The organism is Streptomyces sp. NPDC059832, assembly GCF_042731715.1.
Lineage (GTDB): Bacteria > Actinomycetota > Actinomycetes > Streptomycetales > Streptomycetaceae > Streptomyces.
Genome location: NZ_JBHWIY010000006.1, coordinates 271,070 through 294,527, shown reverse-complemented (window position 1 = coordinate 294,527; position 23,458 = coordinate 271,070). Strand labels below are relative to the sequence as shown.

General features: G+C 71.3%; 21 protein-coding genes and 1 pseudogene. 9 read left to right on the top strand and 13 right to left on the bottom strand.

What is annotated here, in order from left to right:
* Positions 1 to 407 (top strand): hypothetical protein (locus ACFV8T_RS13625; protein ID WP_385327180.1); only part of this gene is annotated, 407 nt, incomplete at its 5' end.
* 402 nt (positions 408 to 809) lie between these two features.
* Here ACFV8T_RS13625 and ACFV8T_RS13620 read toward each other — a convergent pair.
* Both ACFV8T_RS13620 and ACFV8T_RS13615 read right to left on the bottom strand, forming a co-directional pair.
* Positions 810 to 3,917: an alpha-N-acetylglucosaminidase TIM-barrel domain-containing protein gene (locus ACFV8T_RS13620; protein WP_385327178.1), complete on the bottom strand. Its 3,108-nt coding sequence runs from the start codon at positions 3,915 to 3,917 to the stop codon at positions 810 to 812.
* Between the two features lie 172 nt (positions 3,918 to 4,089).
* Positions 4,090 to 4,635, bottom strand: coding sequence for a carboxymuconolactone decarboxylase family protein (locus ACFV8T_RS13615; protein ID WP_385327177.1), 546 nt, complete (start codon positions 4,633 to 4,635; stop codon positions 4,090 to 4,092).
* Between the two features lie 83 nt (positions 4,636 to 4,718).
* Between ACFV8T_RS13615 and ACFV8T_RS13610 the strand changes: the two genes are divergently transcribed.
* Both ACFV8T_RS13610 and ACFV8T_RS13605 read left to right on the top strand, forming a co-directional pair.
* Positions 4,719 to 5,210, top strand: a complete 492-nt coding sequence (locus tag ACFV8T_RS13610) for a MarR family winged helix-turn-helix transcriptional regulator (RefSeq protein WP_385327175.1) — start codon at positions 4,719 to 4,721, stop codon at positions 5,208 to 5,210.
* A 149-nt stretch (positions 5,211 to 5,359) separates the two neighbouring features.
* Entirely contained in the window at positions 5,360 to 7,024 is a 1,665-nt protein-coding gene (locus tag ACFV8T_RS13605) for an alpha-L-fucosidase (RefSeq protein WP_385327173.1), read from the top strand.
* A 79-nt stretch (positions 7,025 to 7,103) separates the two neighbouring features.
* Here ACFV8T_RS13605 and ACFV8T_RS13600 read toward each other — a convergent pair whose 3' ends face one another.
* Together ACFV8T_RS13600 and ACFV8T_RS13595 are read right to left on the bottom strand one after the other, a co-directional pair.
* Positions 7,104 to 7,751: a LuxR C-terminal-related transcriptional regulator gene (locus ACFV8T_RS13600; protein WP_385327172.1), complete on the bottom strand. Its 648-nt coding sequence runs from the start codon at positions 7,749 to 7,751 to the stop codon at positions 7,104 to 7,106.
* Entirely contained in the window at positions 7,736 to 9,004 is a 1,269-nt protein-coding gene (locus ACFV8T_RS13595; protein WP_385327171.1) for a sensor histidine kinase, read from the bottom strand. Before ACFV8T_RS13595 ends, ACFV8T_RS13600 begins: the two co-directional genes overlap by 16 nt.
* 269 nt (positions 9,005 to 9,273) lie before the next feature.
* Here ACFV8T_RS13595 and ACFV8T_RS13590 point away from each other — a divergent pair, with 269 nt between their 5' ends.
* A complete protein-coding gene (locus ACFV8T_RS13590) occupies positions 9,274 to 11,394 on the top strand; it encodes an MMPL family transporter (protein ID WP_385327169.1) in 2,121 nt (706 codons plus the stop codon).
* 86 nt (positions 11,395 to 11,480) lie between these two features.
* On the opposite strand, the gene ACFV8T_RS13585 is transcribed toward ACFV8T_RS13590, so the two are convergent.
* From ACFV8T_RS13585 to ACFV8T_RS13565, 5 genes and pseudogenes are all read right to left on the bottom strand, one after another.
* A complete protein-coding gene (locus ACFV8T_RS13585; RefSeq protein WP_385327167.1) occupies positions 11,481 to 12,101 on the bottom strand; it encodes a winged helix-turn-helix domain-containing protein in 621 nt (206 codons plus the stop codon).
* Between the two features lie 346 nt (positions 12,102 to 12,447).
* Positions 12,448 to 12,651, bottom strand: a pseudogene (locus ACFV8T_RS13580) (DUF6891 domain-containing protein); the annotation flags it as partial.
* A 70-nt stretch (positions 12,652 to 12,721) separates the two neighbouring features.
* A complete protein-coding gene (gene glnII / locus ACFV8T_RS13575) occupies positions 12,722 to 13,756 on the bottom strand; it encodes a glutamine synthetase (RefSeq protein ID WP_385327165.1) in 1,035 nt (344 codons plus the stop codon).
* 120 nt (positions 13,757 to 13,876) lie between these two features.
* A complete protein-coding gene (locus ACFV8T_RS13570; protein ID WP_385327163.1) occupies positions 13,877 to 15,019 on the bottom strand; it encodes a hypothetical protein in 1,143 nt (380 codons plus the stop codon).
* The gene (locus ACFV8T_RS13565; protein ID WP_385327162.1) at positions 15,016 to 16,491 is read right to left on the bottom strand and encodes a hypothetical protein; all 1,476 of its coding nucleotides are present in this window, start codon (positions 16,489 to 16,491) and stop codon (positions 15,016 to 15,018) included. Before ACFV8T_RS13565 ends, ACFV8T_RS13570 begins: the two co-directional genes overlap by 4 nt.
* A 207-nt stretch (positions 16,492 to 16,698) precedes the next feature.
* On the opposite strand from ACFV8T_RS13565, the gene ACFV8T_RS13560 reads away from it, so the two are divergent.
* Complete coding sequence (locus ACFV8T_RS13560; RefSeq protein WP_385327160.1) at positions 16,699 to 17,610, top strand: Gfo/Idh/MocA family protein; 912 nt, start codon at positions 16,699 to 16,701, stop codon at positions 17,608 to 17,610.
* A 29-nt stretch (positions 17,611 to 17,639) separates the two neighbouring features.
* Here the strand turns inward: ACFV8T_RS13560 and ACFV8T_RS13555 are convergent, their stop codons facing one another.
* Both ACFV8T_RS13555 and ACFV8T_RS13550 read right to left on the bottom strand, forming a co-directional pair.
* Entirely contained in the window at positions 17,640 to 18,623 is a 984-nt protein-coding gene (locus tag ACFV8T_RS13555) for a hypothetical protein (RefSeq protein ID WP_385327159.1), read from the bottom strand.
* Between the two features lie 103 nt (positions 18,624 to 18,726).
* Positions 18,727 to 19,176 (bottom strand): MarR family transcriptional regulator, encoded by a 450-nt coding sequence (locus ACFV8T_RS13550; protein ID WP_385327158.1) that lies wholly within the window; start codon positions 19,174 to 19,176, stop codon positions 18,727 to 18,729.
* A gap of 81 nt (positions 19,177 to 19,257) precedes the next feature.
* Between ACFV8T_RS13550 and ACFV8T_RS13545 the strand changes: the two genes are divergently transcribed.
* Positions 19,258 to 20,115 (top strand): alpha/beta fold hydrolase, encoded by an 858-nt coding sequence (locus tag ACFV8T_RS13545; RefSeq protein ID WP_385327156.1) that lies wholly within the window; start codon positions 19,258 to 19,260, stop codon positions 20,113 to 20,115.
* A gap of 30 nt (positions 20,116 to 20,145) precedes the next feature.
* Here ACFV8T_RS13545 and ACFV8T_RS13540 read toward each other — a convergent pair whose 3' ends face one another.
* Positions 20,146 to 20,505 (bottom strand): arsenate reductase family protein, encoded by a 360-nt coding sequence (locus ACFV8T_RS13540; RefSeq protein WP_385327155.1) that lies wholly within the window; start codon positions 20,503 to 20,505, stop codon positions 20,146 to 20,148.
* Between the two features lie 120 nt (positions 20,506 to 20,625).
* Between ACFV8T_RS13540 and ACFV8T_RS13535 the strand changes: the two genes are divergently transcribed.
* Positions 20,626 to 20,895 carry a hypothetical protein gene (locus tag ACFV8T_RS13535; protein WP_385327154.1) on the top strand — a complete coding sequence of 90 codons (270 nt, stop codon included), beginning with the start codon at positions 20,626 to 20,628 and terminating at the stop codon, positions 20,893 to 20,895.
* Between the two features lie 114 nt (positions 20,896 to 21,009).
* Here ACFV8T_RS13535 and ACFV8T_RS13530 read toward each other — a convergent pair whose 3' ends face one another.
* Complete coding sequence (locus ACFV8T_RS13530; protein ID WP_385327152.1) at positions 21,010 to 21,444, bottom strand: hypothetical protein; 435 nt, start codon at positions 21,442 to 21,444, stop codon at positions 21,010 to 21,012.
* 152 nt (positions 21,445 to 21,596) lie between these two features.
* On the opposite strand from ACFV8T_RS13530, the gene ACFV8T_RS13525 reads away from it, so the two are divergent.
* Together ACFV8T_RS13525 and ACFV8T_RS13520 are read left to right on the top strand one after the other, a co-directional pair.
* Positions 21,597 to 22,082: an FxLYD domain-containing protein gene (locus ACFV8T_RS13525; protein WP_385327150.1), complete on the top strand. Its 486-nt coding sequence runs from the start codon at positions 21,597 to 21,599 to the stop codon at positions 22,080 to 22,082.
* Between the two features lie 220 nt (positions 22,083 to 22,302).
* Positions 22,303 to 22,509: a hypothetical protein gene (locus ACFV8T_RS13520; protein WP_385327148.1), complete on the top strand. Its 207-nt coding sequence runs from the start codon at positions 22,303 to 22,305 to the stop codon at positions 22,507 to 22,509.
* The last annotated feature ends 949 nt before the right edge of the window (positions 22,510 to 23,458 follow it).

Below are 23,458 nucleotides of genomic sequence, written 5' to 3'. Positions count from 1 at the left end.
CGTCCGGTCTGGGCGCCTTGCTGGAGGACGTTGCCGTTGCCTCGTCCGGTCTGGGCGCCTTGCTGGAGGACGTTGCCGTTGCCTCGTCCGGTCTGGGCGCCTTGCTGGAGGACGTTGCCGTTGCCTCGTCCGGTCTGGGCGCCTTGCTGGAGGACGTTGCCGTTGCAGAACTGGGGCGTGGCCCGAGTGCAGATTTGGGACGGGGCCTTTGGCGGGGCCTGGGGCGCTGCTGCGACACTTGTCGCACCAACCCCGCCAGCGAGCGCCGCGATCAAGCTCGACACGCCGATCAGGCGGGGAATTCCTTGCCGAATGCTTCTCATCATGGTGGATTCCTTGCGTGTGAAGGCGGGTTTGCGCTTGCCTGCACCAGCCATAGTCAGGTGGTGGGCGTCACCGCGGCGTGACGTCGGCGTGACCGGGCTCAGCTGACGGCAGCCAGTGGATGCCCTCCGCAAGCGGCTCCTTGCGCCCCAGCCATGGCCAAGGGATTCCCCATGGACGGCTGAGTTTCCCGGGACCTGGACCGATACCGGTCGGCGAAACCGGCCGGGGCGAAGAACAGCGGGAAGATCCAGGAGATCCTGGTGGCATGCGACCTCACCGGGGGCTGTCGAGCGGCGGCCGAGCTGGCTGCGGTCACCACGCGGTGGCCCGATATGCGCAGCTGAGGGCAGGAGTCCGACCGGGCGGTGTGCTTGGTCGGCTACGTACGGTTACAGACCTCGCGAGGGTGTTCCTGTAGCCGACGCGCCGCGCCGTCCCGGTGCGCCCGGACGGTGCGCGCGTGGCGCAGCAGCCGGGTGTCCTCACCGCAGTTGCCACCCGCTGAACTCGACCGTGCCGCGCAGCCCGTTCCCGCCGTTCGTCGCGCTCATGAAGATCCCCACGTCCTGGGCCGCCGCCGTCCCCGGCACGGCGACCGTGCCCACCGTCCGCCAGCTCGTCCCGCCGTCGGTGGAACAGGAACCCGTGCACCCGTTCCCGGCCCGGGTCAGCCGGAGCAGCACCGGGGCCTTGATCCCGGTGATTTGCCGATAGGCGTCCAAGGTGCCGTCACCGTTCGTGTCGTACGAGAGCACCACACCGTTGGACGGTGTCACCGCCAGATTCAGGAACCCGGCGGAACCCGGCGTCGCGAGGCCGTTGCGCACCGCGATCCCCGAGCGCGCCCAGCCCCCGGTGTTCTCCTGCGCGTCGACCCGCACGGTCGCTTCCGCCCCGTCGGACCACGCCGCCTCCCGGTACGCGGTGCCGAACTGGCTGGTGCCCTTCCACAGGTCCTGGCCCGCCCCGTTGATCGCCAGCCGCCCGCCCAGCTGACCGAAGACCGCCGCGTTCGCCGTGTACGTGTGCCAGCCCGGCTCCAGCGGCGCCGCCAGGTACACCGCGCCGCGCCGCGTATCGGTCACCCGGTCCTCGCCGCGCGGCCCGTACGCGGTGCTCAGCTCGTACGGCATCGGCACCAGCGGGGTGGTCAGCGGCTCGGACGGGGCCGTGACCCGCCAGTCCACCGCGCCGGACCCGCCGGCCGCGACCTCGTCGAGGGAGGTACCGCCCGTCGCGGTGGCGTCGAGGCCGGTGAGCGAGAAGTCGATCCGGCCGGTGGCCCGCAGGCCGTTCAGATTGCGGAAGGCGGCCGTCACCGTGCCGGTGCTGCCGGGGCTGAACGCCACCGGATCGGCCGAGACCGTGACGGTGCCCTGGTACGGGGCGGTGGACAGGGTCTCGAAGACCCGCCGCGCCGTGCGGTGGGCATCGCCCGTCGCCCGTACCGGAAAGCTGCCGGTCCCACGGGTCCACTCCTCCTCGCCCGGGTACCAGTCGAACGGCTTCGCGGCCCTGCCCTCCGCGAGCGCGTCGGTCAGCTCGTCCAAGTACGCCTGCCACTGCGGGAGATGGACCTCGCCCATCAGTCCCTGCCAGTCGCGGTTGGCGTAGTTGCCGAGGTCGTCGGCGGCCGTCCGGTCCGCCCAGGTGGTGATCAGGGTGCGCGCCGTCCACTCCAGCCGCACCGCCTCCGCCGGGCTCGTCGCCAGCCGTTTGGCGTCCTCCAGCCACGGTCCCAGCAGGAAGGCCCGGTGACAGCCGGACATCGCGTCCGTCAGCCGCATCAGCTTCAGCCAGAGCGCGGCGAGCGTACGGAACCGGGCCACGTCCTTGTCGGCCTGGGCGGCCCGAAGTTGCGGCAGCAGGATCCGGGAGCGGTCGGCGAGCGCCTGCCGGGCCAGATCGGTGAGGTCGTAGCGGTAGGTGTCCGAGTCGCGCAGGGACGGGCGTACGTCGAGGAGCGCCGCGAACGCCCGGTCGAAACCGGCCGGGTCGAAGGCGAAGTTGACGGACGAGGTGATGCCGGGGCGACGGGAGAAGAGGGAGTCCACGGGGCGGCCGTCGGTGCTCGTCAGCCGGTACGCCGTGGTGGCCAGCGCGGCGAAGGCCGCTTCCGCCGAGCGGTCGCGGCCGCCGTAACGGAGCTTCGGGTACGCCCGGAACCATGCCTCCCGGTCGACCTTTTCGGTCCGCCAGGCCAGCTCGCTGAACAGCTCGAACGCCGCCGGATCGCGCTCGGCCGCCTCCGGCATGTACGCCGTGCCGACCAGGGCGCTGCCGGGCCTGTCGCGCCAGGCGGTGAACTTCTGTGTCCAGCGATCGGTGTTGGCGCCGATCGTCGTACGGCCGCCGAAGTTCGGGATGGTGCCGAAGGCGTACGGTGCTCCGCCCCAGTCCTTCTCCCGGTCGGTGACCGTGTCCAGGTCGGAGAGGCCGTCCACGATCAGGATCCGGTCGGTGTCGATCGCCTCCAGGAGCGCCGGCCGGGGATTGGCCTGCCAGCCGAGGATCACCCAGGTCGCGCCGGGGTGCGCGGTGTGCAGGGCCGACTCGACGGCACGGGCGGCATCCGGCACCGGGACGTCACCGGCGCTGCCGCCCTCGTGCAGCAGATCCATCTTGAAGTGGCCCACCGCGCCGAACAGGTCCTCCTGGTGCCGGTAGAAGGCGGCGGCCACCTCGGCGAAGACGGGGGTGCGCGGGTCGAGCCAGTCGGGCCGGCGCAGCCCGTTCCAGGTGCCCTGCGGAACGACCCGGGCCCCGGGATTGCGGTCCGTGAAGCCGTCCGGGACCGTGCCGAAGTAGCCGGGGAACACCGGTGCCATGCCCAGCTCCCGCATCCGGCCGGCGATGCGCCGGCCCAGCTCCGCGCGCCGCCCGATCAGCTCGGGACCGAGCGGGCCGCCGTACCCGCTCATGTTCTGGAGCAGCCACCACGGCTGGTGGGAAGGGGCGGGCAGCCAGGTGCGGGCCTCGGTGTCGCTGTAGCCGAAGTCCTGGAGCAGCCGGTGGTAGACGGCCTCCTGCCCGGCGGTGACCAGCACCTCGTTGCAACCGTGCAGGGCCAGGACGTCGAGCATCCGCTCCCAGCGCGACCAGTCGGCGTACGGGGCGGTGTAGCCGTCGTGGGTGTCGTTGAGCGCGAACCGGTGGGCGACGGTCGCGGATCGCTCCACGGGGGTACGGGGCGCGGGCAGCCGGCGGGGCAGCCCGGTACGGCTGCCGGACCACGAGATGACGGCGTCGCAGGTGTACTTGAGGTACCAGTGCGCCCCGGTCAGGGCGGCGGCGGGTGTGGTGGCGGCGATCTCGATCCGTCCGGTGGTGCCGGTGACCCGGAAGCGGTCCTGCGCGCCGTCGGCCCGGGGAAGGGAGCGGAGCCGGAACTGGTCCGCGTGGTCCGGCAGCAGACGACGGAGCGCCTCGTGCGCGGGCGCGAGGTCCCGGGCCGGAGCGGCCGGTGCGGGGGCGGCGTGCGCGGGGGCGGCGGCCCCGAGCGCGGCGGCGGCGCCGACGGCTCCGGCGGTGCCCAGCAGCGTACGTCTCGTCGGCCGGGAGGAGCTGAAGGGCAGGGAGGGTTCCGTCATGATCCGCACTCCTCGGTGTTGTTCATGGTGGTGCATGCGACAACAGGTGCGTGCGGTGCGCACGTTAATGACGGGTGCGGGGGCGGGCAATGGGGCGTTCGGCGGTTTGTTCCGATCCAGCCGTTCGGCCGTCACGGCGGGGTCGCCCGACGCGCGGCCCGACGCCCGGCTGTCAGGCGAAGGCGGCCGACCGGGGGTCGAGCGGCGCCCCGGTCATCCGGTTGGCCAGCGTCGACATCGTGTACGTGCCGATGCCCAGGACGACTTCCAGCGCGTTGCGGGCGGTGTAGCCGTGTCCCAGGAACGCCTGGAGCGTCGCGTCGTCCACGGCTCCGGCCGTCGCGATCACGGCCAGGGTGAACTCCCGCACCGCCTCCAGCCGTTCGTCCGCGAGTGCCCGCTGCTCGCGCAGAGCCGTGATCAGCTCGGGGTCCGCGCCGAGTGCGGTGAGCTTCGCCGTGTGCATCGCCACGCAGACGTGGCAGTCGTTGCGCGTCGCCATCGTCATGATCAGGACCTCGCGGGAGAGCGGGTCCAGGGTGGTGGACTCGAAGGTGGCGCTCGCCCTCAGGAAGCCGTCGAGCAGCTCCGGCGAGGTGGCAAGCCGGGCGACGGCGGCGGGCAGACGGCCCTGCTTCTTCGCCACCGCCTCCATGCTGCGGCGGGCGGCGGCCGGGGCGGATTCGAGGGTGTGGTCGGGGAACACGGACGCGGGCATGGCAGACCTCTTCCTGGTGGTTGCACAGGCTAAAATCGACAACGTGATTGACGAAAAGGTAAACCAGGTTGTCGAGTTTTGCAATGGCTGAGCGACGGGCGGAGCCGTCCGAGGAGGACGTGCCGGGCTTCGAGCTGCCCATGCTGCTGTTCGCCGGATTCCGGTCGATCATCGACGAGTTGCACCGCGATCTCGCCGGGCACGGCCATGTCGACGTCCGCCCCGCGTACGGCTACGCGCTCCAGGCCGTCGGCCGCGACGGGGCGACGGCCAGTGAGATCGGCCGGCGGCTCGGGGTCTCCAAGCAGGCCGCCGGCAAGACCGTGGAGAAGCTCGAAGGGCTCGGGTACGTGGAGCGCGTCGGCGACCCGCGGGACGGCCGGCGCAAGCTGGTCCGACTGACCGCGCGGGGGGTCGATGTCCTGGTCAGGTCGGCCGAGGGCTTCGATCGGCTGCGCGCCCGCTGGGTCGAGGTGCTCGGCGCCGACCGGGTGCGTGCGATGGAGGCCGATCTGCGCACGATGGTGCCCACGGGTGCACTCCGGCTCGATGTGCCGGGCTGGTTCGACGACTGAGGTGGCCGTAGGGGCGGGCTTGGACTTTGCGTACGAGAGATAGGACGTATCTCGTACGCGCCCTTCCGTGTGTGCCCATGTGTGCGGCAGCATGCCCACGTTGGCACCCAAGAGATCCGACCAATCTTGGTCGGGAACGGGAGGGAACCATGGCACGACGCACCCGTGTGCTCAGTGCGCTCGCACTGGCGGCGGCCGCCGCGCTCGTCCCCGTACAGGCGATGGCGCAGCAGCCCGCGCACCAGCGGCCGGCGCCGCCGGGCGCCCCGTGCAGCGCGCCGGTGAGGCCCGCCCCGCAGATGACGGTCGAGTCCTGCGACAGCCCCGACCGGATCATCGAGAAGGCCGCGAACATCGTCCCCACACCCGGCCAACTCGCCTGGCAGCAGCGGGAGGTCACCGCCTTCACACACTTCGGGATGAACACGTTCACCGACCGCGAGTGGGGCTCGGGCACGGAGGACGAGAAGCTCTTCGCGCCCGAGGCCGTGGACGCCGACCAGTGGATGCGCGCCTACAAGGCCGCCGGTGTCGAACAGGTCATGCTCACCGCCAAGCACCACGACGGCTTCGTGCTCTACCCCAGCCGCTACACCGACCACTCGGTCGCGCTCAGCCCCGGCAGCCCCGATGTCGTGGCCGCCTATGTGAAGGCCGCCCGCAAGGCGGGCCTGAAGGTCGGGCTCTACCTCTCGCCCTCCGACGGCGCCGAACTCCCGCACGTCTGGCACGCGCAGTGGGTCGACACGATCCGCGAGAAGCAGGCCGAGGGCAAACCGCTCAGCCTGCCCGAGCGCATGGCGCTGGAGGACGGCGACCGCGCCCCGGCCGGTGAGGGCCGCTTCGGCAACGGCAGCGCGGTCACGAAGCGTACGATCCCCACCCTCGTCCCCGGCGACGACCGGGCCGCCGCCGTCCGGAGCGGCAAGCTGCCCACCTTCCGGGTGAACGCCGACGACTACGACGCGTACTACCTCAACCAGCTCTACGAACTGTTCACCCAGTACGGACCGATCGAGGAACTCTGGCTGGACGGCGCCAACCCCTGGTCCGGCTCCGGAATCACCCAGAAGTACGACGTCAGGCAGTGGTTCGACATGGTGAAGGCGCTCTCGCCGAACACCGTCGTCTTCCAGGGCCCGCAGGGCGTGCGCTGGGTCGGCAACGAGAGCGGCGTCGCCCGCGAGACCGAGTGGAGCGTCACCCCGCACGCCACCGACCCGTGGACCGGGCTCGGCAGCCTCCCCAACGATTCGACCGACCCCGACATCGGCTCCCGGGCCAAGCTTCTGGACCCGGCCGTCAACTACCTCCAGTGGTACCCGGCCGAGGCGGACGTCTCGATCAGGCCCGGCTGGTTCCACCACCGGAACGAGAAGCCCAAGACACCCGCCCAGTTGATGGACCTGTACGAGAGGAGCGTCGGCCGCAACGCCTCACTGCTGCTCAACGTCCCGCCGGGCAGGGACGGCCGGATCGACGACGCCGATGTCGCGTCACTGACCGCCTTCGGCTCCGGCGTACGCCGGATCTACGGCTCCGACGTACGCAAGCAGGGCCCGGCCCCGTACACCTTCGACCGGATCGCCGTCCGCGAGGACGTCCGGCACGGGCAGCGGGTGGAGAGGTTCGCCGTCGAGGCCCGCGTCGGCGGGAACTGGCGGCGGATCGCCGAGGGCACGACCATCGGCCACCGCCGCATCCTGTCCCTGGCCACCCCCGTCACCGCCACCTCGGTGCGGGTGAAGGTGCTGGAGTCCCGGGCGACTTTGCACCTGGGGGCGACGACGCTGCACCTGAGCACCACGCAGTGACGCCGTGACCCCGTGGCCGCGCGACCCCGCCGCCGGGGCCGCGCGGCCGTGCGCGGCTCAGCCCCGGTCCGGATGGGGCTCAGCCCCGGTCCAGATAGGCGAGCACCGCGAGGACGCGGCGGTTGTCGTCGTCGGACGGCGGCAGAGCGAGCTTCTGGAAGATGTTCGAGGTGTGTTTGGCCACCGCCCGCTCCGTGATCACCATCTGGGAGGCGATGGCCGCGTTCGAACGGCCCTGGGCCATCAGCTCCATGACCTCCAGCTCGCGCGGGGTGAGCATGCCCATCGGCTTGTCCTGCGACCGCCGCGACAGCAACTGCGAGATCACCTGCGGGTCCATCGCGGTGCCGCCCGCCGCGACCCTGCGCACCGCGTCGACGAACTGGTCGGCGTCGAAGACCCGGTCCTTGAGCAGATAGCCGATGCCCCCGTTGCCGTCCGCCAGCAGCTCGCGCGCGTACAGCTGCTCCACATGCTGCGAGAGCACCAGCACCGGCAGCCCCGGCTTCGCCCGCCGGGCCGCCAGCGCGCACTGCAGTCCCTCGTCCGTGTGGGACGGCGGAAGCCGGACGTCGACGATCGCGACGTCCGGCTCCGCCTCGGCGAAGGCACGGGTCAGTTCGGGCCCGGTCTCGACGGCTGCCGCGATCTCGAAGTCGTACGCCTCCAGCAGGCGGACCAGACCGTCGCGCAGCAGAAAGAGATCTTCGGCTAGGACAACTCGCAAGGGATCTCCATGGTCACCATGGTGGGACCGCCCGCAGGGCTGCTGACGGCCATGATGCCGTCGAATGTACCGAGTCGGCGTTCGATTCCGCTCAGCCCGGAGCCGCCGCCGACCCTCGCACCGCCCCTGCCGTTGTCGGTGACGGAGATCCGCAGCGCGGAGTCCTCGTGGTGGATGTCCACGCAGACGCGGTCCGCCCCCGAGTGCTTGGCGGCGTTCGTCAGCGTCTCGCTCACCGCGAAGTACGCCGCCGACTCGACCGCGGCGTCCATGCGGCCGCCCAGCTCCGCGTCGACCTCCGACTCGAAGGGCAGCCGCAGCGCCAAGGCCCGGACCGCGTCACCGAGTCCGCGCTCGGCGAGGACCGGCGGGTGGATGCCCCGGACCAGGTCGCGCAGCTCGGTGAGTGCCTCGGCCGACGACTCCCGGGCCATGGCCAGGAGCTTCTTCGCCTGCGCCGGGTCCTTCTCGATCAGCGCCTCCACCGTGCCCAGACTCATGCCCATCGCGACCAGCCGGGCCTGCGCGCCGTCGTGCAGATCCCGCTCGATGCGCCGCAGTTCGGAGGCGGCGGTGTCCACGGCCTCGTGCCGGGTCTCGGTCAGCCGGTCGATGCGCCGGGCCAGCTCCTCCTCATGGGTGGGGGCCAGCATCGCGCGGGCGATCACGAAGTGCAGCCGCAGCAGCCGCTCGCTGACCAGCACACCGGTCGCGAACAACACCGCACCGAGCGCGGCGGCGGCAAGGCCCGTCGCCTGGCTGTCGACCGGGACGAAGCCGTACCAGTAGCGGTCGTCGGTGAAGACCCGCCACAGCCCGGCCGCCAGAACGAGACCCTCCAGCGGATAGATGAACAGCGCGGCGGCCAGGGTCGCGACCACATAGCCGGCTGTCATGTCGACCAGCAGCCACTCGATGTCGCGCCAGGTCGCCGGGTCCTTCAGCATCAGCGTGGTCCGCTCCACCTGCCCGGTGAACCCGGTCCGCAGATCCTTCGGGAAGGGGCGGTACGGGACCGGTATGCGGATGTCGGACCAGGTGGCCGCGAGCAGCCGGCGCCGGTTGGCGTGGTTGCGGACCAGCTCCAGTACGTAGGGGGTGGTGACCAGCCCGATGCCCAGCGGGATGAAGGCGATCGAGAGCACGGCCCATACGAAGAGCGTGATCGAACCGGCCAGGCTCGCGACCGACACCACGACTCCGCGTCCGGCGGCCAGCACAGCGCCGCGCACCCGTCCCTTTTTCGCGTTCATTCCGGTCCGTCTCCCCTCGGCGGGCCCTCGTGGCGGGCCCGCTCCGAAGACAGTCTCACCCGGGGGCGATCTCGGGCGTCAGCCGTTTCGCCACCCGGGCGGGGTGTACCCAGCACCACCCCGCCGACCTCGCCCTACGGCTCCGGGAAAGGGGGCTTTGGCGGCTGGGGCGGGCAGCCCCCCGTTCCTAGATTCGTCAGCGTTCATCAGCGGCGCGTCCGGCGCCGAATTCCTACCGGCTACATCTGACTTCTGGGGGCGAACACGCCATGAGGCGCAACCTCGCGGCACGCATCGGTGTGTGGAGCGCGCACCACCGCAAGACCGCCATTCTCGGCTGGCTGCTCTTCGTCGTGCTCGCCACGGGCATCGGCGGAGCATCCGGTCTGGTCGAGATGTCCGACTCGGAGAACGGCGCGGGCGACTCCGCGCGGGCCGAGCAGATCCTCGACGACGCCGGACTCGGGCAGCCCGCCGGCGAGCTGGTCATGGTCTCCACCGCGAAGGCGGGGGACTGGCGGGGCGCCGCCCGCGAGGTCTCCGCGGCCGTCCGGAGCACCGGCGAGGTGGCGAACCTGGCGGCGCCGATCCCCTCCGAGGACGGCAGGGACGCGCTGATCACCTTCGACCTGAAGGGGGACGCGGCGACGGCACCGGACCGGGTGCAGCCCGTGCTCGACGCGGTGGACGGGGTCCGGGCGGACCACCCCGGCGTCACCATCCACCAGTTCGGCGAGGCGAGTGCCGGGAAGTGGCTCGGCGACCTGCTCTCCGAGGACTTCAGGAAGGCCGAATTCACCGCAGTACCCCTGGCCCTGGGCATTCTGCTGGTCGCCTTCGGGGCCGTCGTCGCGGCGCTCCTTCCGGTCGGGCTGGCACTGACCGCGTGCATGGCCGCCTTCGGACTGCTGTCGCTCGCCAGCCACCAGCTGCACCTGTTCCAGACCACGTACTCGGTGATGTTCCTGATGGGCTTCGCCGTCGGCGTCGACTACTGCCTGTTCTATCTGCGGCGCGAGCGCGACGAGCGGGCGGCGGGACGCGACGCGGAGACGGCGCTGCGGATCGCGGCGGCGACCAGCGGCCGGGCGGTACTGGTCTCCGGGCTCACGGTGATGGTCGCGATGGCCGGCATGTTCCTGTCCGGCCTGATGCTGTTCAAGGGCTTCGCCCTCGCCACCATCATCGTCGTCCTCGTCGCCATGCTGGGCTCGGTGACGGTGCTGCCCGCACTGCTGTCCTGGCTGGGCGACCGGACCGAAGCGGGACGGGTGCCCTTCCTCGGGCGGCGGGGGAGCCGACGCGCACGTACCGGCGGCGGGATCGCCGGCACGGTGCTGCGACCGGTGCTGGCGAGGCCGAAGACCTTCGCGGTCGCCTCGGTCGTCGTACTGCTCGCGCTGGCCGCGCCCGCCATCGGCATGAAGACCGAACAGCTGGGCCTGGAGAAGCAGTTCGGCTCCCACTCGCAGCTCTCCGTCGCCTACCGGCAGATCAGCGAGAGCTTCCCCGGCGGCCCCGATCCGGCCCGCGTGGTGGTCAAGGCCGACGACATCGAGGCACCCGCGCTGCGCAAGGCGTTCGACGGCTTCGAGAAGGTGACCGTGCACAAGGCGCAGAACGTCGCGGAGATCGAGGTACCGCTCCCGGACGGCCGGGCCGACCTCTCCGAACTCCGCGAGGAGCGGCTGCCCGCCGCGTTCGACGGCACGGGCGCCCAGGTGTACGTGACCGGGGAGACCGCCGGATCCGTCGACTTCAACGATCAGCTCAAGCGCGGCATCGTCCCCGTCTTCGCCTTCATCACGGCGGTGACCTTCCTGCTGATGCTGTTCTGCTTCCGCTCGTACGTCATCGCCGTGACGTCGATCGTGCTCAACCTGCTCTCCGTGGCCGCCGCGTACGGAGTGATGGTCGCCGTCTTCCAGCACGGCTGGGGGGCCTCACTGATCGGCTCGGAGGGGGTCGGCGCGATCGAGGCCTGGATGCCGCTGTTCGTCCTGGTCGTCCTGTTCGGACTCTCCATGGACTACCACGTGTTCGTGGTCTCCCGGATCCGCGAGGCCCGCGACCGCGGTCTGCCCACCCGGGCCGCGATCGACGAGGGCATCCGGCGCACGGCGGGCGCGGTGACCGGCGCCGCCGCGATCATGGTCGCGGTCTTCGCGGTCTTCGGGACGCTCTCGATGCAGGACATGCAGCAGATGGGCGTCGGCCTCGCCGTCGCGGTGCTGCTGGACGCCACGGTCGTCCGGATGGTCCTGCTGCCCTCCGTGATGGCGCTGCTGGGCGAGCGGAACTGGCGCACCCCGCGCGCACTGACCCGGCTGCCGAGCCTGGAGCACGGCGAGCCGGAGCGGGAGCCGGTGGGATCCGGACGACGCGGCTGACCCGACCGGCCGGCCGGCCCGGCACATGAGGCGGCCCTGGTCCGGAACGTACCGGACCAGGGCCGCTTCACATGCCTTCCGCTGCGTCAGGGCGTGTACTTGTACCCGACGCGCCGCACCGTCTGGATCGAACGGCGGTGCTCGGCGCCCAGCTTGCGGCGCAGCCGGGCGATGTGGACGTCCACGGTGCGCCCGTCGCCCACGTGCCCGTAGCCCCAGACCGTGGTCACCAACTGGTCGCGGGTGTGCACCCGGTGCGGGTGCGCGACCAGGTGGGCGAGCAGCTCGAACTCCAGGTACGTGAGGTCGAGGGTGTTCCCGTCCACCGCGGCGGTGCGCTGCACGGGGTCGATGCGCACCGGACCGGTGGCCGGGTCCTCCACCGGCGTCGGCACCACGTACTGGGCCGCCGCGGCGGCGGCCGCCGTGACGGCGGGCTGCTGGTCGGCCGGTACGAGCACCAGGTAGCCGATCATCGGCGGCCGGCCCGGCAGCGCCGGAACGGTGTGCTGGGGTGCGGGCAGCCAGGTGGCACCCGGCGGCAGGAACTCGGCCACATCGGCCAGCTGGACGACCTCGTCGGGGGCGACGGCACGCAGCCGGTGGCGGTTGGGGGAGAGGGAGCGGGCGGAGGTGGTGGCCGCAGCGGACGCCGAGGGCGCTGAGGTGGCAGCGGCCGCGGCGGAGAAGATACGAGTGTTCGCCATGAGGGTCAGCTCTTTCGCGCGAAGGAGTCGTCGGTGGACGGACTTGCTTGCGCGCGGACCGAAGGCCGGGGTGAGCGGCTTTAGAGGGCCTGCGCGTTCGACGCGCGACAACACACCCGGTCGAAGTCATGGTGCTGACGGGAAGGCCAGAACGGCTCGAGGTCGCTGCGACCTGTCGAGGTGTGCTGGTGGATGCTGGCCATGCCCCCATTGAACCAGAGAACCGGACGCCGCAGCAGACCTCTTCCACCCGTCGATACGGACCCTTTGCGTTACCTTCCTCACCAGTGCCTCTCGTACGGCGCCGCAACCGGCGGGCCGGTTTCCGCATCGCCCCGCGAGCGGCTCAACCCACCAGCCGCTTGCGCCAGTCCAGCCCGGTCAGCTCGATCGCCCGGTCCGGCGACCCGTCCCACGCCACCGTCAGCCCCGCGTCGCCGAGCGCCTCGACGACCTCCCGGCCCACGAAGGCGGTCTCCTCCGCCGCCTCGTCGAACCCGCCGTAGTACAGCGTGAGGCCGTGCCCCGACGCGGCACTCTCGGTGCCCTGGGTGTCGAGCATGCGCCAAGCCTGACACGGGCCACTGACAACGGCCCGGGAGCGGGGAACGGGCCCCGGATCAGACCTGGTCGGCCTTCTCCAGCGCGGCGCAGCAGGTGTCGACGATCAGCCGCGTGACGACGTACGGGTCGACGTTGGCGTTCGGGCGGCGGTCCTCGATGTAGCCCTTCCGGTCCTGCTCGACCTGCCACGGGATGCGGACCGAGGCGCCGCGGTCGGAGACGCCGTAGCTGTACTCGTTCCACGGGGCGGTCTCGTGCAGACCGGTCAGCCGCTCGTCGATGCCCGCGCCGTAGTTCTTGACGTGGTCCATCGGCTTGGATCCCTCGCCCAGCGACTCGCACGCCGTGATGATCGCGTCGTACCCCTCGCGCATCGCCTTGGTGGAGAAGTTGGTGTGCGCGCCCGCGCCGTTCCAGTCGCCCTTGACCGGCTTCGGGTCGAGGGTCGCGGAGACGTCGAAGTCCTCGGCGGTGCGGTACAGCAGCCAGCGGGCGACCCACAGCTGGTCGGAGACCTCCAGCGGGGACAGCGGGCCGACCTGGAACTCCCACTGGCCGGGCATGACCTCGGCGTTGATGCCGGAGATGCCGAGGCCGGCCTCCAGACAGTTGTCGAGGTGCTTCTCGACGATCTCGCGGCCGAATATCTCGTCGGCGCCGACACCGCAGTAGTAGCCGCCCTGCGCGGCCGGGAAGCCGCCCTCGGGGAAGCCGAGCGGCCGGTGGCCGTCGAAGAAGGTGTACTCCTGCTCGATGCCGAAGATCGGCTCCTGGCCCGCGAACCGCTCGGCCACCGGGCGCAGCGCGGCACGGGTGTTGGACGCGTGCGGCGTCATGTCGATGTCGAAGACCTCGCACAGCACGAGGATGTCCTCGCCGCCGCGGATCGGGTCCGGGCAGGTGAAGACCGGCTTCAGCACCCGGTCGGAGGCGTGGCCCTCGGCCTGGCCGGTGCTCGAACCGTCGAAGCCCCAGATCGGCAGCTCCGCCACGTCCGGCGAGGGGCTTGCGGCCATGATCTTCGTCTTGGAGCGGAGCTTGGCGGTGGGCTCGGTGCCGTCGATCCAGATGTACTCAGCCTTGAACGTCACGGAAGCCATCCTTTGCGGGTGCTGCGGTGCTGCGGTCCGGTCTACGCAGCGCAGCTTCGCAAGACGCGATTTCCCGTCCGTTGCCCGGATGTGAACCCCGTGTTACCGAGGATTCCCGCGTTATGCGCGGGCCCTGAGCAGCGAATCGAAGCCGGCCGCGCGGATCCGGCGCACCACTTCCTCCTCGGTGGTGCCCAGTGCCTCGGCCGCCCCCGCGAGCCGCCAGTCCGCGTCGGCGAGCCGGTGCAGCAGATGGCCGCGCCTGATCTGCGCCTCGGACAGCCGGAACGTCTTCAGGTACGCGACCTGCCCCTTGTGGTCGGTGATCGTCTCACCGATGTGCTGCCCCGCCCCGCCCGTCAGGAACGGCGGCAGGAACCGCCACAGCGTGAACGAACCCATCCGGTACACCCGGTCGAAGGCGTACGAGGTGTCCAGCAGCTCACCCGCGAACAGGGTGTCGTGCGCCTCGGCCCACTCCTGCTCCTGCGCCCGTGCCGCCGCCCGCAGACCGGCGAGCGTCCGCAGCCGCGGACCGTCGGGTATCCGCGCCGTGAACTCCGGCACCGGAGCGCCGTACAGCGCGTACTGGTGGATCAGCTCGCCGTACAGATCCTCGACGAGCGACGGGTGCAGCAGCCGGTAGTCGTCCGGGTGCGGCAGCACGAACGCGGCGGCGAGCGCGTCGGCCGCGTACACCATCACCCCGCACTGGCCGGGATGGATCTCGAAGACCCGCAGCGCGTCACCGAGCCCCCGCACCGACCACCCCATGTACGCGTCCTCGGCACGCGGCGAGAGCCCGTCGCGCAGCGCCTGCCGCGACCACTCCTCCCAGGCGATGGCGGGGCCGCCGAAGTGCAGGGAGAGATAGCCCTCCAGCGCGAGGTGCAGCGGCAGGAAGCGCAGCCGGTCGCCCGGCCGGCGCTTCGCCATCCGGTGGTGGCGGTGGCGCTGGAGCCGCGCGGTCCGGGGCGCCGGTCGGCTCCCGGCCGGGGAGCCCGCCGCGGCGCCGAGCTGCGTACCGTACGCGGCGGACTGCTCGCCCTCGCCGGACCAGTCGGCGACGAAGCCGTGCGGGATGACCGAGGCGTAGTGGGTGCGCGGCCCGACGTCCACGACGCCGTGTCCGTACGCCGTGTAGAGCTCCTCGTGCAGCCGCAGCCCCTCGACGGGCTGTTCGCGCACCAGCGGCACCAGCCGGATGCCGCCCCACACCTGGGCGGGGCGGGTGACGAGCCCGGTGAGTTCGAGCCTGTTCACGAAGTCGCTCCTGCCCCGTCGTCACCCACGAAACGCGCCACCTGCCGGTCCAGGTAGGCGTACAGCGCCGTCGCTCCCGTGCGCCCCTCGGCGAACCCCGCGATCTCCACCAGCGCCGGCAGGTCCTCCGCGTCCCGGACACCCGCCGTGGGCACGCTCGGCGCGAGGCGGCGCACATCGAAACCGTCCGCGTCGTATACGGGGTTCACATGCACCACCGCCGTGCGCCGGTCCGGGTCGAGCCGGGCCCGCCAGACCCGCAGCACCTCGCCCGCGAGTCCGGGCGGCGCGTTGTCCCAGCCGTCCGAGACGATGACCAGCCGGTCGGGACCGAGCTCCAGGGCGTCCAGCACGCGGGTGCCGAGCGGGGTCGGGCCCCAGGGCCTGACCAGCAGCGGATCGGTACGGCCCGACGTCCACAGCGAGGTGTACGCGCCCGGCGCGGCCAGCGCCTCCAGCAGGAAGTGACAGGCCAGCGCCACGGCGAGCGGGCGGCGCCGCTTCTCGCCCGACCCGGACGACGAGTAGCTGTCGTCCAGCACGGCGGCGACCCGGCCCCAGCTCCTGGCATGCGGGCCCGCCGCGCGACGGGCCGCCGTGCGCAGCGCGTGGGTCAGCTCCTCGCGGCGCAGCCGCCGCGCCTCGAAGCCGAGCGACAGGACGTACAGGGCGAGCCGGGTCAGCGGCATCACGGTCAGGTCCACGTCCGCGGGCAGCCGCCCGTCGTCTCCGGCAGTGCGCTGCCCCAGGGTCCGCAGCCGCTCCAGCCGGGTCATCCGCGGCACCATCCGCTCCAGGAACACCTCGCGCTTCATCCCGCGCCGGGCGGCGAAGCCCTCGGCGACGGTGAACGGCAGCTCCTCGACGGCCCCCTGCTCGTAGTGGGCGCGCCGCCAGGCGTCGAGCAGCTGGTGCCGGTAGCTCGGCCGGTGCCTGGGCCGGAACAGGAAGTCCCCCGTCTCGTCCGGCTCCCCGGTCCCGCCGAACCGGAGGTGGACATGGCGGGCGGCGGTCTTCAGACCGGAGCGGTACTTCACCGCGTCGTGCGCCGGATCGGGCCGGGCGGCCAGCCAGTCCCGCATGATCGCGCGGGTGCGCCGGTTGTTGACCCCGGCCGCGCGCAGCGCCCGGAACAGCCGGTACACGCGCTGCGGCGGCAGCTTCGCCAGCCGGGCGGCGATCAGCCGGCCCTCGGCGCGCTTCTCCTCGGCGCTCGCGTCGGCGGCGTGTTCCAGCAGGCCCCGGACGATGAGCACGGCGTTGTGGTCGTTGATGTCGAGGGCGAGCGCGGCGGCGTACACCCGGCGGTAGTTGACCCGTACGTACTCGTGCAGGAAGTCCAGCGAGAGCTGCTGCTGATACGCGGTCGAGCGGAACTCGCGCTGCCCGGTCGCGGTGATCGCCGCGTTGACGAAGAGCAGCACGTCCTCGGCCGCGACGAGGCCCGCGTCGGTTCCGGTGCCGGTGGTCATCGTTTCCCCCGTGGTGTCACGCGCCGCTGTACGAAGAGGCGGGCGCCGGCCGGGGAATGGGGGCGCGAACAGCGAAATCACTGCTTCAGAGGCAAGTCCCGGAAGTCGCGCCGGAGTCCCGCGGCCGGCCCCGCAAACGTAGCCACCGACACCGCCCCGCGCCAACTCAATACGGGTCCGGCCCGGCGGACCCGGCAGACTTGCCCCATGACGACTCTTCCCCCGACCCCCCTGCGCATCGGCCTCGTCGGTACGGGCCCCTGGGCCCGGAACACCCAGGCCCCCGCCCTCGCCGCCCACCCCGGCGTCGTACTGAGCGGTGTCTGGGGCCGCCGCCCCGAGGCCGCGCAGGAGCTGGCCGCCGCGCACGGCACCACGGCGTACAGCGGAGAGGCGGGCATCGACGAGCTCTTCGGTGCCAGCGACGCCGTCGCGTTCGCCCTGCCGCCGGACGTCCAGGCCCCGCTCGCCGCCCGCGCCGCGGCCACCGGCCGTCATCTGCTGCTGGACAAACCGATCGCGACCACCGTCACGGGAGCCCGCGAGGTCGTCCGGGCCGCCGAGCAGACCGGGGTCGCCTCCGTCGTCTTCTGCACCCTGCGGTTCGCCGCCGAGACATCCGCCTGGATCGGCGAACAGGCCGCCCTGGACGGCTGGTTCACCGCCCGAGCCGAGTGGATCGGGGCGCTGTTCGCCCCCGGCGCGACGAACGAGTACGCCGCCTCGCCGTGGCGCCGCGAGAAGGGCGGACTGTGGGATGTCGGCCCGCACGTCCTGTCGGTCCTGATCCCGGTGCTGGGCGACGTGACCCGGCTGACCGCGGCCCACGGCCCGTCCGACACCACGCATCTCGTCCTCCGCCACTCCTCCGGCGCGTCCAGCACGGTGACGCTCGCACTGGGGGCACCCGTGGGCGCGGTCGGCACGGAGATCGAGCTCAGGGGCGAACAGGGAACAGCCACCCTGCCGCGCTGGGGCGACCCCATCGGCTCGTTCCGGGCAGCGGTCGACGCGCTGATCCATTCGGTGCGTACGGGGGAGCCGCACCCGTGCGACGTGCGGTTCGGGCTGCGCCTGACGGAGCTGCTGGCGGAGGCGGAGAAGCAGGCGGGCGCGTAGGAGGCGACGGCGGGGCCGTCGCGACCCCGCTACATCAGTGTCCGGCGGAGGTCGAGCCAGGCCTCGACCTCCGCCCTCAGGGCCGGGTCCCGCACGCCTCTGCGCAGTTGAGAGCGTGCGGCGAGGGAAAGGGCCTTGGCCTGCCGGGACCGGTTGATCGCCACGAGGTGCTCGGGGGCGTACGGAGTGGTGTCCCGGGTCGCCACGTCGGCCCGGGACACCGGGATGGCGTCCAGGCACATGCGGACGGTCTCGTCCGGTGGGAGCAGCGAGCCGCCGGCGATCTGCAACGCCGCCTCCGTACGGTCGAGGACCCCGGCCGTACGGCACTTCCCGATCAGCCAGAGCGTGAGCTTTGCCCACCGTTCCCGTTCTCCGTCCGGCCCCGCGGGAATGCGCTGCCGGCAGGCGACCAGCAGGAACCACCACCAGCGGGCCCGTTCCTCCTCCGAGCCGGGCTGCCGACGGACGGCCCAGCGCTCCCGCTCGCCGGGGTCCAGCGCCACCAGGTGGTCCGCCCAGCTCTTCCCGGCCGCCCGCGACCAGGCGGGCTCCGCGTACCTGGGGCCGGTCCCGAACCACGTCGGCGACGAGACCTTGAGGACGGCCCCGGTGTCCTCGTCGGCGAGCAGGCCGGTGCGGCTGTCCTCCCGTACAAAGCGGCGGCACCCGAGTCCGTCGGGTGCCGCCTCGACGAGCGGGAAACCCGCCCGTCGCAGATGGTCCGCCAAGTCGTCGACCAGCACGGGTACTTCGAGACGATGGGCCTGCGCCATGACATGGACGCCGTCCCAGGGGTCCTGGGGCGAGACCCGCTGCCAGGCGAACTCGACGATCTCGTAACTGCGCAGCCGCTGCTTCCTGTCGCCGCTCTCCGCGAAGTCCTCGCCGAGCAGCGCCGTGACCTCGTCAGGGGTGGAGCTCGCATCGGCGCCGCCCACCGTGCCGGTGATGAGGAAGCCGCCGAGGAAGGCCACGGAGGAGGAGGAAGGGGAGGGGCCGGGGCGGGGCATGCGGGTGTCTCCGCTTCTTCGGGCGGTCGGTTCACATGGTTTCTGCGGGCCGTCGGTTCACCCGGTCGAGGGGCGGGCCGGGGCGCGCGAGGCGTACCGGTGGTCAGGGGGACGAGGTGACCGCCTGGTGCGCGGCGTGCAGAAAGCGCCGGACGGCGGCCGTCTCGTTCTCGTCGAAGTCGCGCAGCACCGTCACCATGTTCTCGATCAGCGGCCCGAAGAACGCCCACCCCAGCTCCACCGCCCGCTCGTCGACCGCCAGCAGCACCCGCCGCCGGTCGCGCGGATCACGGGTACGGGTGAGATGACCGAGCCGTTCCAGCCGGTCGATGACGGCGGTGGTGCCCGCCGAGTTGAGCCCCAGCTGCGCGCCGAGCCACCCGGCGGTGGCGTCCGTGCCCGCCCGCCCGGCGTCCAGCAGGCAGATCAGCGCGCGGACGTCGGTGCCGTGCATGTGATGGAGAGCCGCGAACTCCGCCTGGCGCAGCCCGAATTCGACCGTCACCTTGCGCAGCAGATGGACGATCTCCAGTTCGGGACCCTGCTCGCTCATCGATACCCCTTCCGCTCCGACGAGTCTATTATCTCGCCGAGCGAGATAATATTCGGGAGCAGTGCGACCAGGGAGGCACCCATGACATCCACGTCGGCACCCACGTCGTTCCACGAGGCGTACGACGAGGTCCTGGCGGTCGACTGGCCCGCCGGAACGACGTACTCCCAGGTCGCCACCGCGTACGGCGCCACCCGCGTCAACAGCTGCGGCCCCGCGGACGCCCCGCCCCTGGTGCTGCTGTCCGGCGGCGGCGCCACCTCCACCGTCTGGTACGCCCAGGCGGCCCACCTGGGCCGCACCCACCGCGTCCACGCCGTCGACCTGATCGGCGACCCGGGCCGCAGCGTCGCGGGGGAGCGCCCGATCCGTATGGTGGCGGACCTGACGTCCTGGCTCGACGGGGTGCTGGACGGACTGGGCGCCGACCGCACCGCGCTGGGCGGGCATTCCTACGGGGCCTGGATCGCCCTCCACTACGCCCTGCACGCGCCGCACCGCGTCTCGAAACTGGTCCTCGTGGACCCGACACAGTGCTTCGCCGGCTTCCGGCCCGGCTACCTCCTGCGCGCGCTGCCGATGCTGATCCGGCCCGGGGTGAAGCGGACGCGGGCCTTCCTGAAGTGGGAGACGGGCGGCGCCGCGCTCGACCCGGCCTGGCTGCGGCTGCGCGACGCGGCCACCGGCTTCCCGTCCGCCCGCCCGGTCACCGGGCCCCGCCCCGCGCCCGAGGCCCTGGGCGGACTGGACGTGCCGACCCTGATCCTGCTCGCCGAACGCAGCCGGGCCCATGACGCGGCCCGCGTCGCCGCCGAGGCGGCCCGGCTGCTCCCGCGGGTGACGACGGCGACGATTCCCGGCGCGACCCATCACACGCTGCCGCTGCACGGGCCGACGGCCGGCGAACTGAACCGCAGGATCGAGGAGTTCATCGGCTGACGGGCGGTCGCACGGGCCGCCCGCGGACGCTCAGCGCTCCAACGCGTCGCGTACCGCCTCGTCCGTGCGCGCCACGACGGCGGTCCCGTCGTCCGCGGTGATGATGGGCCGCTGGATGAGCTTCGGGCGCTCGGCGAGGGCCGAGATCCACCGCTCACGCGAACCGGCCTCGCGCGGCCACTCCTTGAGCCCGAGCTCCTTCGCATCCGCTTCCTGCGTCCGTGTGATGTCCCACGGCTCCAGCCCGAGCCGGTCGAGCACGGCCCGGATCTCGTCCGGCGACGGCACATCCTCCAGATAGCGGCGGACGGTGTATTCGGCACCCTCCGCATCGAGCAGCTGCACCGCGCTGCGGCACTTGGAACAGGCGGGATTGATCCAGATCTCCATGGGGCCAAAGGTACGCGAGGGACTCCCCGAAAGCCCTTCTGGCCAGCGCCGATTGTCAGTGCCGGGCAGTAAAATGGAGGCAGTTCGTGAGGGTTCCACGACCGTGCCAGGAGGTTGCCCATGGCCGTTGCCGCAGTCACGACCAAGCCGCTCCACAAGCCCCTGATGAAGAAGCCGCTCCCCGCGGGCCGGCCCCGCGAGTGGTACATCTCCCACAACCGCCGCCTGAAGGCCATGCGCCTGGCGATTGCCCTGCTCGACACGGGCGTCTACTACCCGTCGACCGCGACCAACGACAAGATACGCGCGACCGCCGAGCGCACCGGCATCCACCCGCCGTCCGACACGACCTGCCGCATGGTCCGCGCCCTGATCCGCTACGGCCGCTGACGTCCGGCGCAACCGATGACCGTGTCCCCGAGCCCTGTACGAGGCCCGGGGACACGGCCACGTACAGCACGGCGACGTACAGCACGGCCACGCACAGGCAGCAACGGACCCGGCTCAGAAACCGCCGCAGGTCGCCGTGGCGAAGGCCCCGGAGGCCGTGGCTGTCCGGACGGTCCCGTCGTCCACCGTCACCGCGCAGGCGACCTCGCCGCCCGACGCACCGAGGGTGACGGCGAAGGAACCGCCGCTCGTGAAGCCCCTGGTCCGAGTCTCCCCGGCCCATGGCAGCGTCCGCAGAGTCAGCCGCGCGGTCGAGAGGTCGCCGTCGCGCCAGGTGGGATACGTGACGGTGACGTCCTTGGCGGTGCCGGTGACCTCGTACGTGATCCGCAGCGGCTTCGTCGCCTCCCTCGACAACGCACCGGCGGTCAGCCCGACAGCGACGGCACCACCACCGGCCAGCGCGGACACGACCACGAGCAGCACCCAGGGCCACCGTCGCCGACGCCGCATCGCCTCCGGGGCGCCGCCCGGACTCCGCTCGCTCATGCCCCCAGCCTCGTCCGCCCCGTGCCGCACCGCGAATCGACGCCGCCCCCGCCGCTCACCCGTCCGGCGTACACGGCATGCGGCCCGCGTCGCCGCCCCTTTGACTGAGGCGATGGGCGGAGGGGGAGTGGCGGCGAGTGCTGGGAGGCACGATGACGAGGAAAGCTGCGCGGGGCCTGGGCGCCGTACTGCTGACGACGGCCGTGATGTCGACGGCCGCAGCCTGCTCCGACGGCGGCGGCAGCGCCTCCAGCACGGCGTCCAAGGCCGCGTCCGCTGCGGCGTCGGCGGCATCCCGGGGCGCCGACGTGGTGGCCTCGGCGACGGCCGCCGCGGGCGAGAAGCTGAACAACTTCAAGAACGGCGTGAACGCCAAGAGTGATGTCGAGCTGGGCAAGCCGAGCATCGATGGCGACGGCCGAGCCACGGTGAAGGCCACCGTGAAGAACAGCTCCGACTCCGCGAAGTCGTACGCGGTGCAGGTCAACTTCCGTGACGGGAGCGGCAATCTGCTCGACACGGTGGTGGTGACGGTCGACGACGTCGGCCCCAAGGCGTCCAAGGACGCCACCGCCCGCAGCAACCGCAAGCTGTCCGGAGACGTCAAGGCCGAGGTGGGACGGGCTCTGCGGCACTGACCGCTCCACGACAGCGTGCGACTACCGCATGCTGTTGGAGGAATCCCCTGGAGACAGATCCGGCGGCAAAACATTCACGACGACCGGAGTTGGGGGATTCGAAGGCGTGGGCACCTGGATGAGGAAGGGGAAGAATACAATCTCGCTTCCCGTATTCAGAGCCCGCTGTGAAACCCGATAGCAGACGATCTCGTTCGGATTGTCAATGAGTGTGTAGCACTTGAGCACCGACGGCGCGACCTGGGTATTCCGCTGCGAGGCAACGGAGCTGCTCGCTGATGTGCCCAATATGCCGGCCGTCAAGAAGGAAGCCGTCGCTGCGACACTGATTTTCCGCAAGGTTGTCTTCTTCATGTTCATCAGCTCAAAGGCTCGGTGCGAACTGGAGTTCCCCAGCACCATGGCTCGACGGGGACGATTCTCGTAGAACTAGAACTGCTCGTGGAGCTGGAACTGCTCGCAGAACTGGAACTGGGCGTTGACAACCATCGTATCGTTCGGCCCGGTCTGCTGCTGGTCCGTCTCGTTCGGCCGCGTCATGTTCCCCGGGTTGCGTCTCGTACGACACCTGCCTCAACTCTCCAGTGATGACTGGTTGAATCCGGGAAATCTTTCGGTGCGACATCCTCGAAGAGAACGCGCAAGGTAGAAGAGTAGGGATTCCAGGGTTCCGCCTGGAGTCGCTGCTGTGTCAGTCCCGTCATTGCATCAGCGTCACGCCGGAGTCACGCCGTGACTACGGCCGCTGCTCACGATGACACGTGACTGGAACGGTAAGAAAGCACAGTGCCGAAAGGGGAAAGCCGTGAGAGGAAAATTCGTCCTGAGTTCCGCTGCGACAGTGGCGCTTGTCGGGGGGCTGGCTGCGACCGCTGTCGTGCCTGCTTCCGCTGCCCCGACTCAGGCGTGTCGGGTAGTGGCAAGTACCTTGACGGGAGAGAACTTCGATCCCAACGGGATGTTCGTCGTCTCCCCTGGGGGGATGGTGCTGCGCCCTTCTTCTGACGGTCGTATAGGACCGACCGCCGTAACGGGTGCGGGCAGCTTCTCGGTAGGCCCTGTGGCTTGCGCTGGAGGGGAATCAGCGACATCGGCTGGAGCCGGTGCAGCCGCCGCTGCGGCTGCCGGCACGAGCGCGGCACAAGCGGCGAGAAGCAGGGGTGCCTCCCCGCAAGAGGCGGCGGCACAGGGTGTAGCGGCGGCGCAGGCCACGGGGAGAAGCCTTGGTTTGTCGCAGACGGTGATAAACCAAGTCAGCAATCAGACAGTCAACAACCTGAATCAAATCATTGGTTCCACCATCGGTGGTTCCGTCATCGCCGGGAGCGGTAATACGGTCGGCGGCGGCAACACGGTCGGTGGTGGCACGTCTGCTC

What these genes read in the sequence shown, in the direction of transcription:
- ACFV8T_RS13620 (WP_385327178.1), bottom strand. Translation starts at nt 3,917, where the DNA reads ATGACGGAACCCTCCCTGCCCTTCAGCTCCTCCCGGCCGACGAGACGT.
- ACFV8T_RS13615 (WP_385327177.1), bottom strand. Translation starts at nt 4,635, where the DNA reads ATGCCCGCGTCCGTGTTCCCCGACCACACCCTCGAATCCGCCCCGGCC.
- ACFV8T_RS13610 (WP_385327175.1), top strand. Translation starts at nt 4,719, where the DNA reads ATGGCTGAGCGACGGGCGGAGCCGTCCGAGGAGGACGTGCCGGGCTTC.
- ACFV8T_RS13605 (WP_385327173.1), top strand. Translation starts at nt 5,360, where the DNA reads ATGGCACGACGCACCCGTGTGCTCAGTGCGCTCGCACTGGCGGCGGCC.
- ACFV8T_RS13595 (WP_385327171.1), bottom strand. Translation starts at nt 9,004, where the DNA reads ATGAACGCGAAAAAGGGACGGGTGCGCGGCGCTGTGCTGGCCGCCGGA.
- ACFV8T_RS13590 (WP_385327169.1), top strand. Translation starts at nt 9,274, where the DNA reads ATGAGGCGCAACCTCGCGGCACGCATCGGTGTGTGGAGCGCGCACCAC.
- ACFV8T_RS13585 (WP_385327167.1), bottom strand. Translation starts at nt 12,101, where the DNA reads ATGGCGAACACTCGTATCTTCTCCGCCGCGGCCGCTGCCACCTCAGCG.
- ACFV8T_RS13565 (WP_385327162.1), bottom strand. Translation starts at nt 16,491, where the DNA reads ATGACCACCGGCACCGGAACCGACGCGGGCCTCGTCGCGGCCGAGGAC.
- ACFV8T_RS13560 (WP_385327160.1), top strand. Translation starts at nt 16,699, where the DNA reads ATGACGACTCTTCCCCCGACCCCCCTGCGCATCGGCCTCGTCGGTACG.
- ACFV8T_RS13555 (WP_385327159.1), bottom strand. Translation starts at nt 18,623, where the DNA reads ATGCCCCGCCCCGGCCCCTCCCCTTCCTCCTCCTCCGTGGCCTTCCTC.
- ACFV8T_RS13550 (WP_385327158.1), bottom strand. Translation starts at nt 19,176, where the DNA reads ATGAGCGAGCAGGGTCCCGAACTGGAGATCGTCCATCTGCTGCGCAAG.
- ACFV8T_RS13545 (WP_385327156.1), top strand. Translation starts at nt 19,258, where the DNA reads ATGACATCCACGTCGGCACCCACGTCGTTCCACGAGGCGTACGACGAG.
- ACFV8T_RS13540 (WP_385327155.1), bottom strand. Translation starts at nt 20,505, where the DNA reads ATGGAGATCTGGATCAATCCCGCCTGTTCCAAGTGCCGCAGCGCGGTG.
- ACFV8T_RS13535 (WP_385327154.1), top strand. Translation starts at nt 20,626, where the DNA reads ATGGCCGTTGCCGCAGTCACGACCAAGCCGCTCCACAAGCCCCTGATG.
- ACFV8T_RS13530 (WP_385327152.1), bottom strand. Translation starts at nt 21,444, where the DNA reads ATGAGCGAGCGGAGTCCGGGCGGCGCCCCGGAGGCGATGCGGCGTCGG.
- ACFV8T_RS13525 (WP_385327150.1), top strand. Translation starts at nt 21,597, where the DNA reads ATGACGAGGAAAGCTGCGCGGGGCCTGGGCGCCGTACTGCTGACGACG.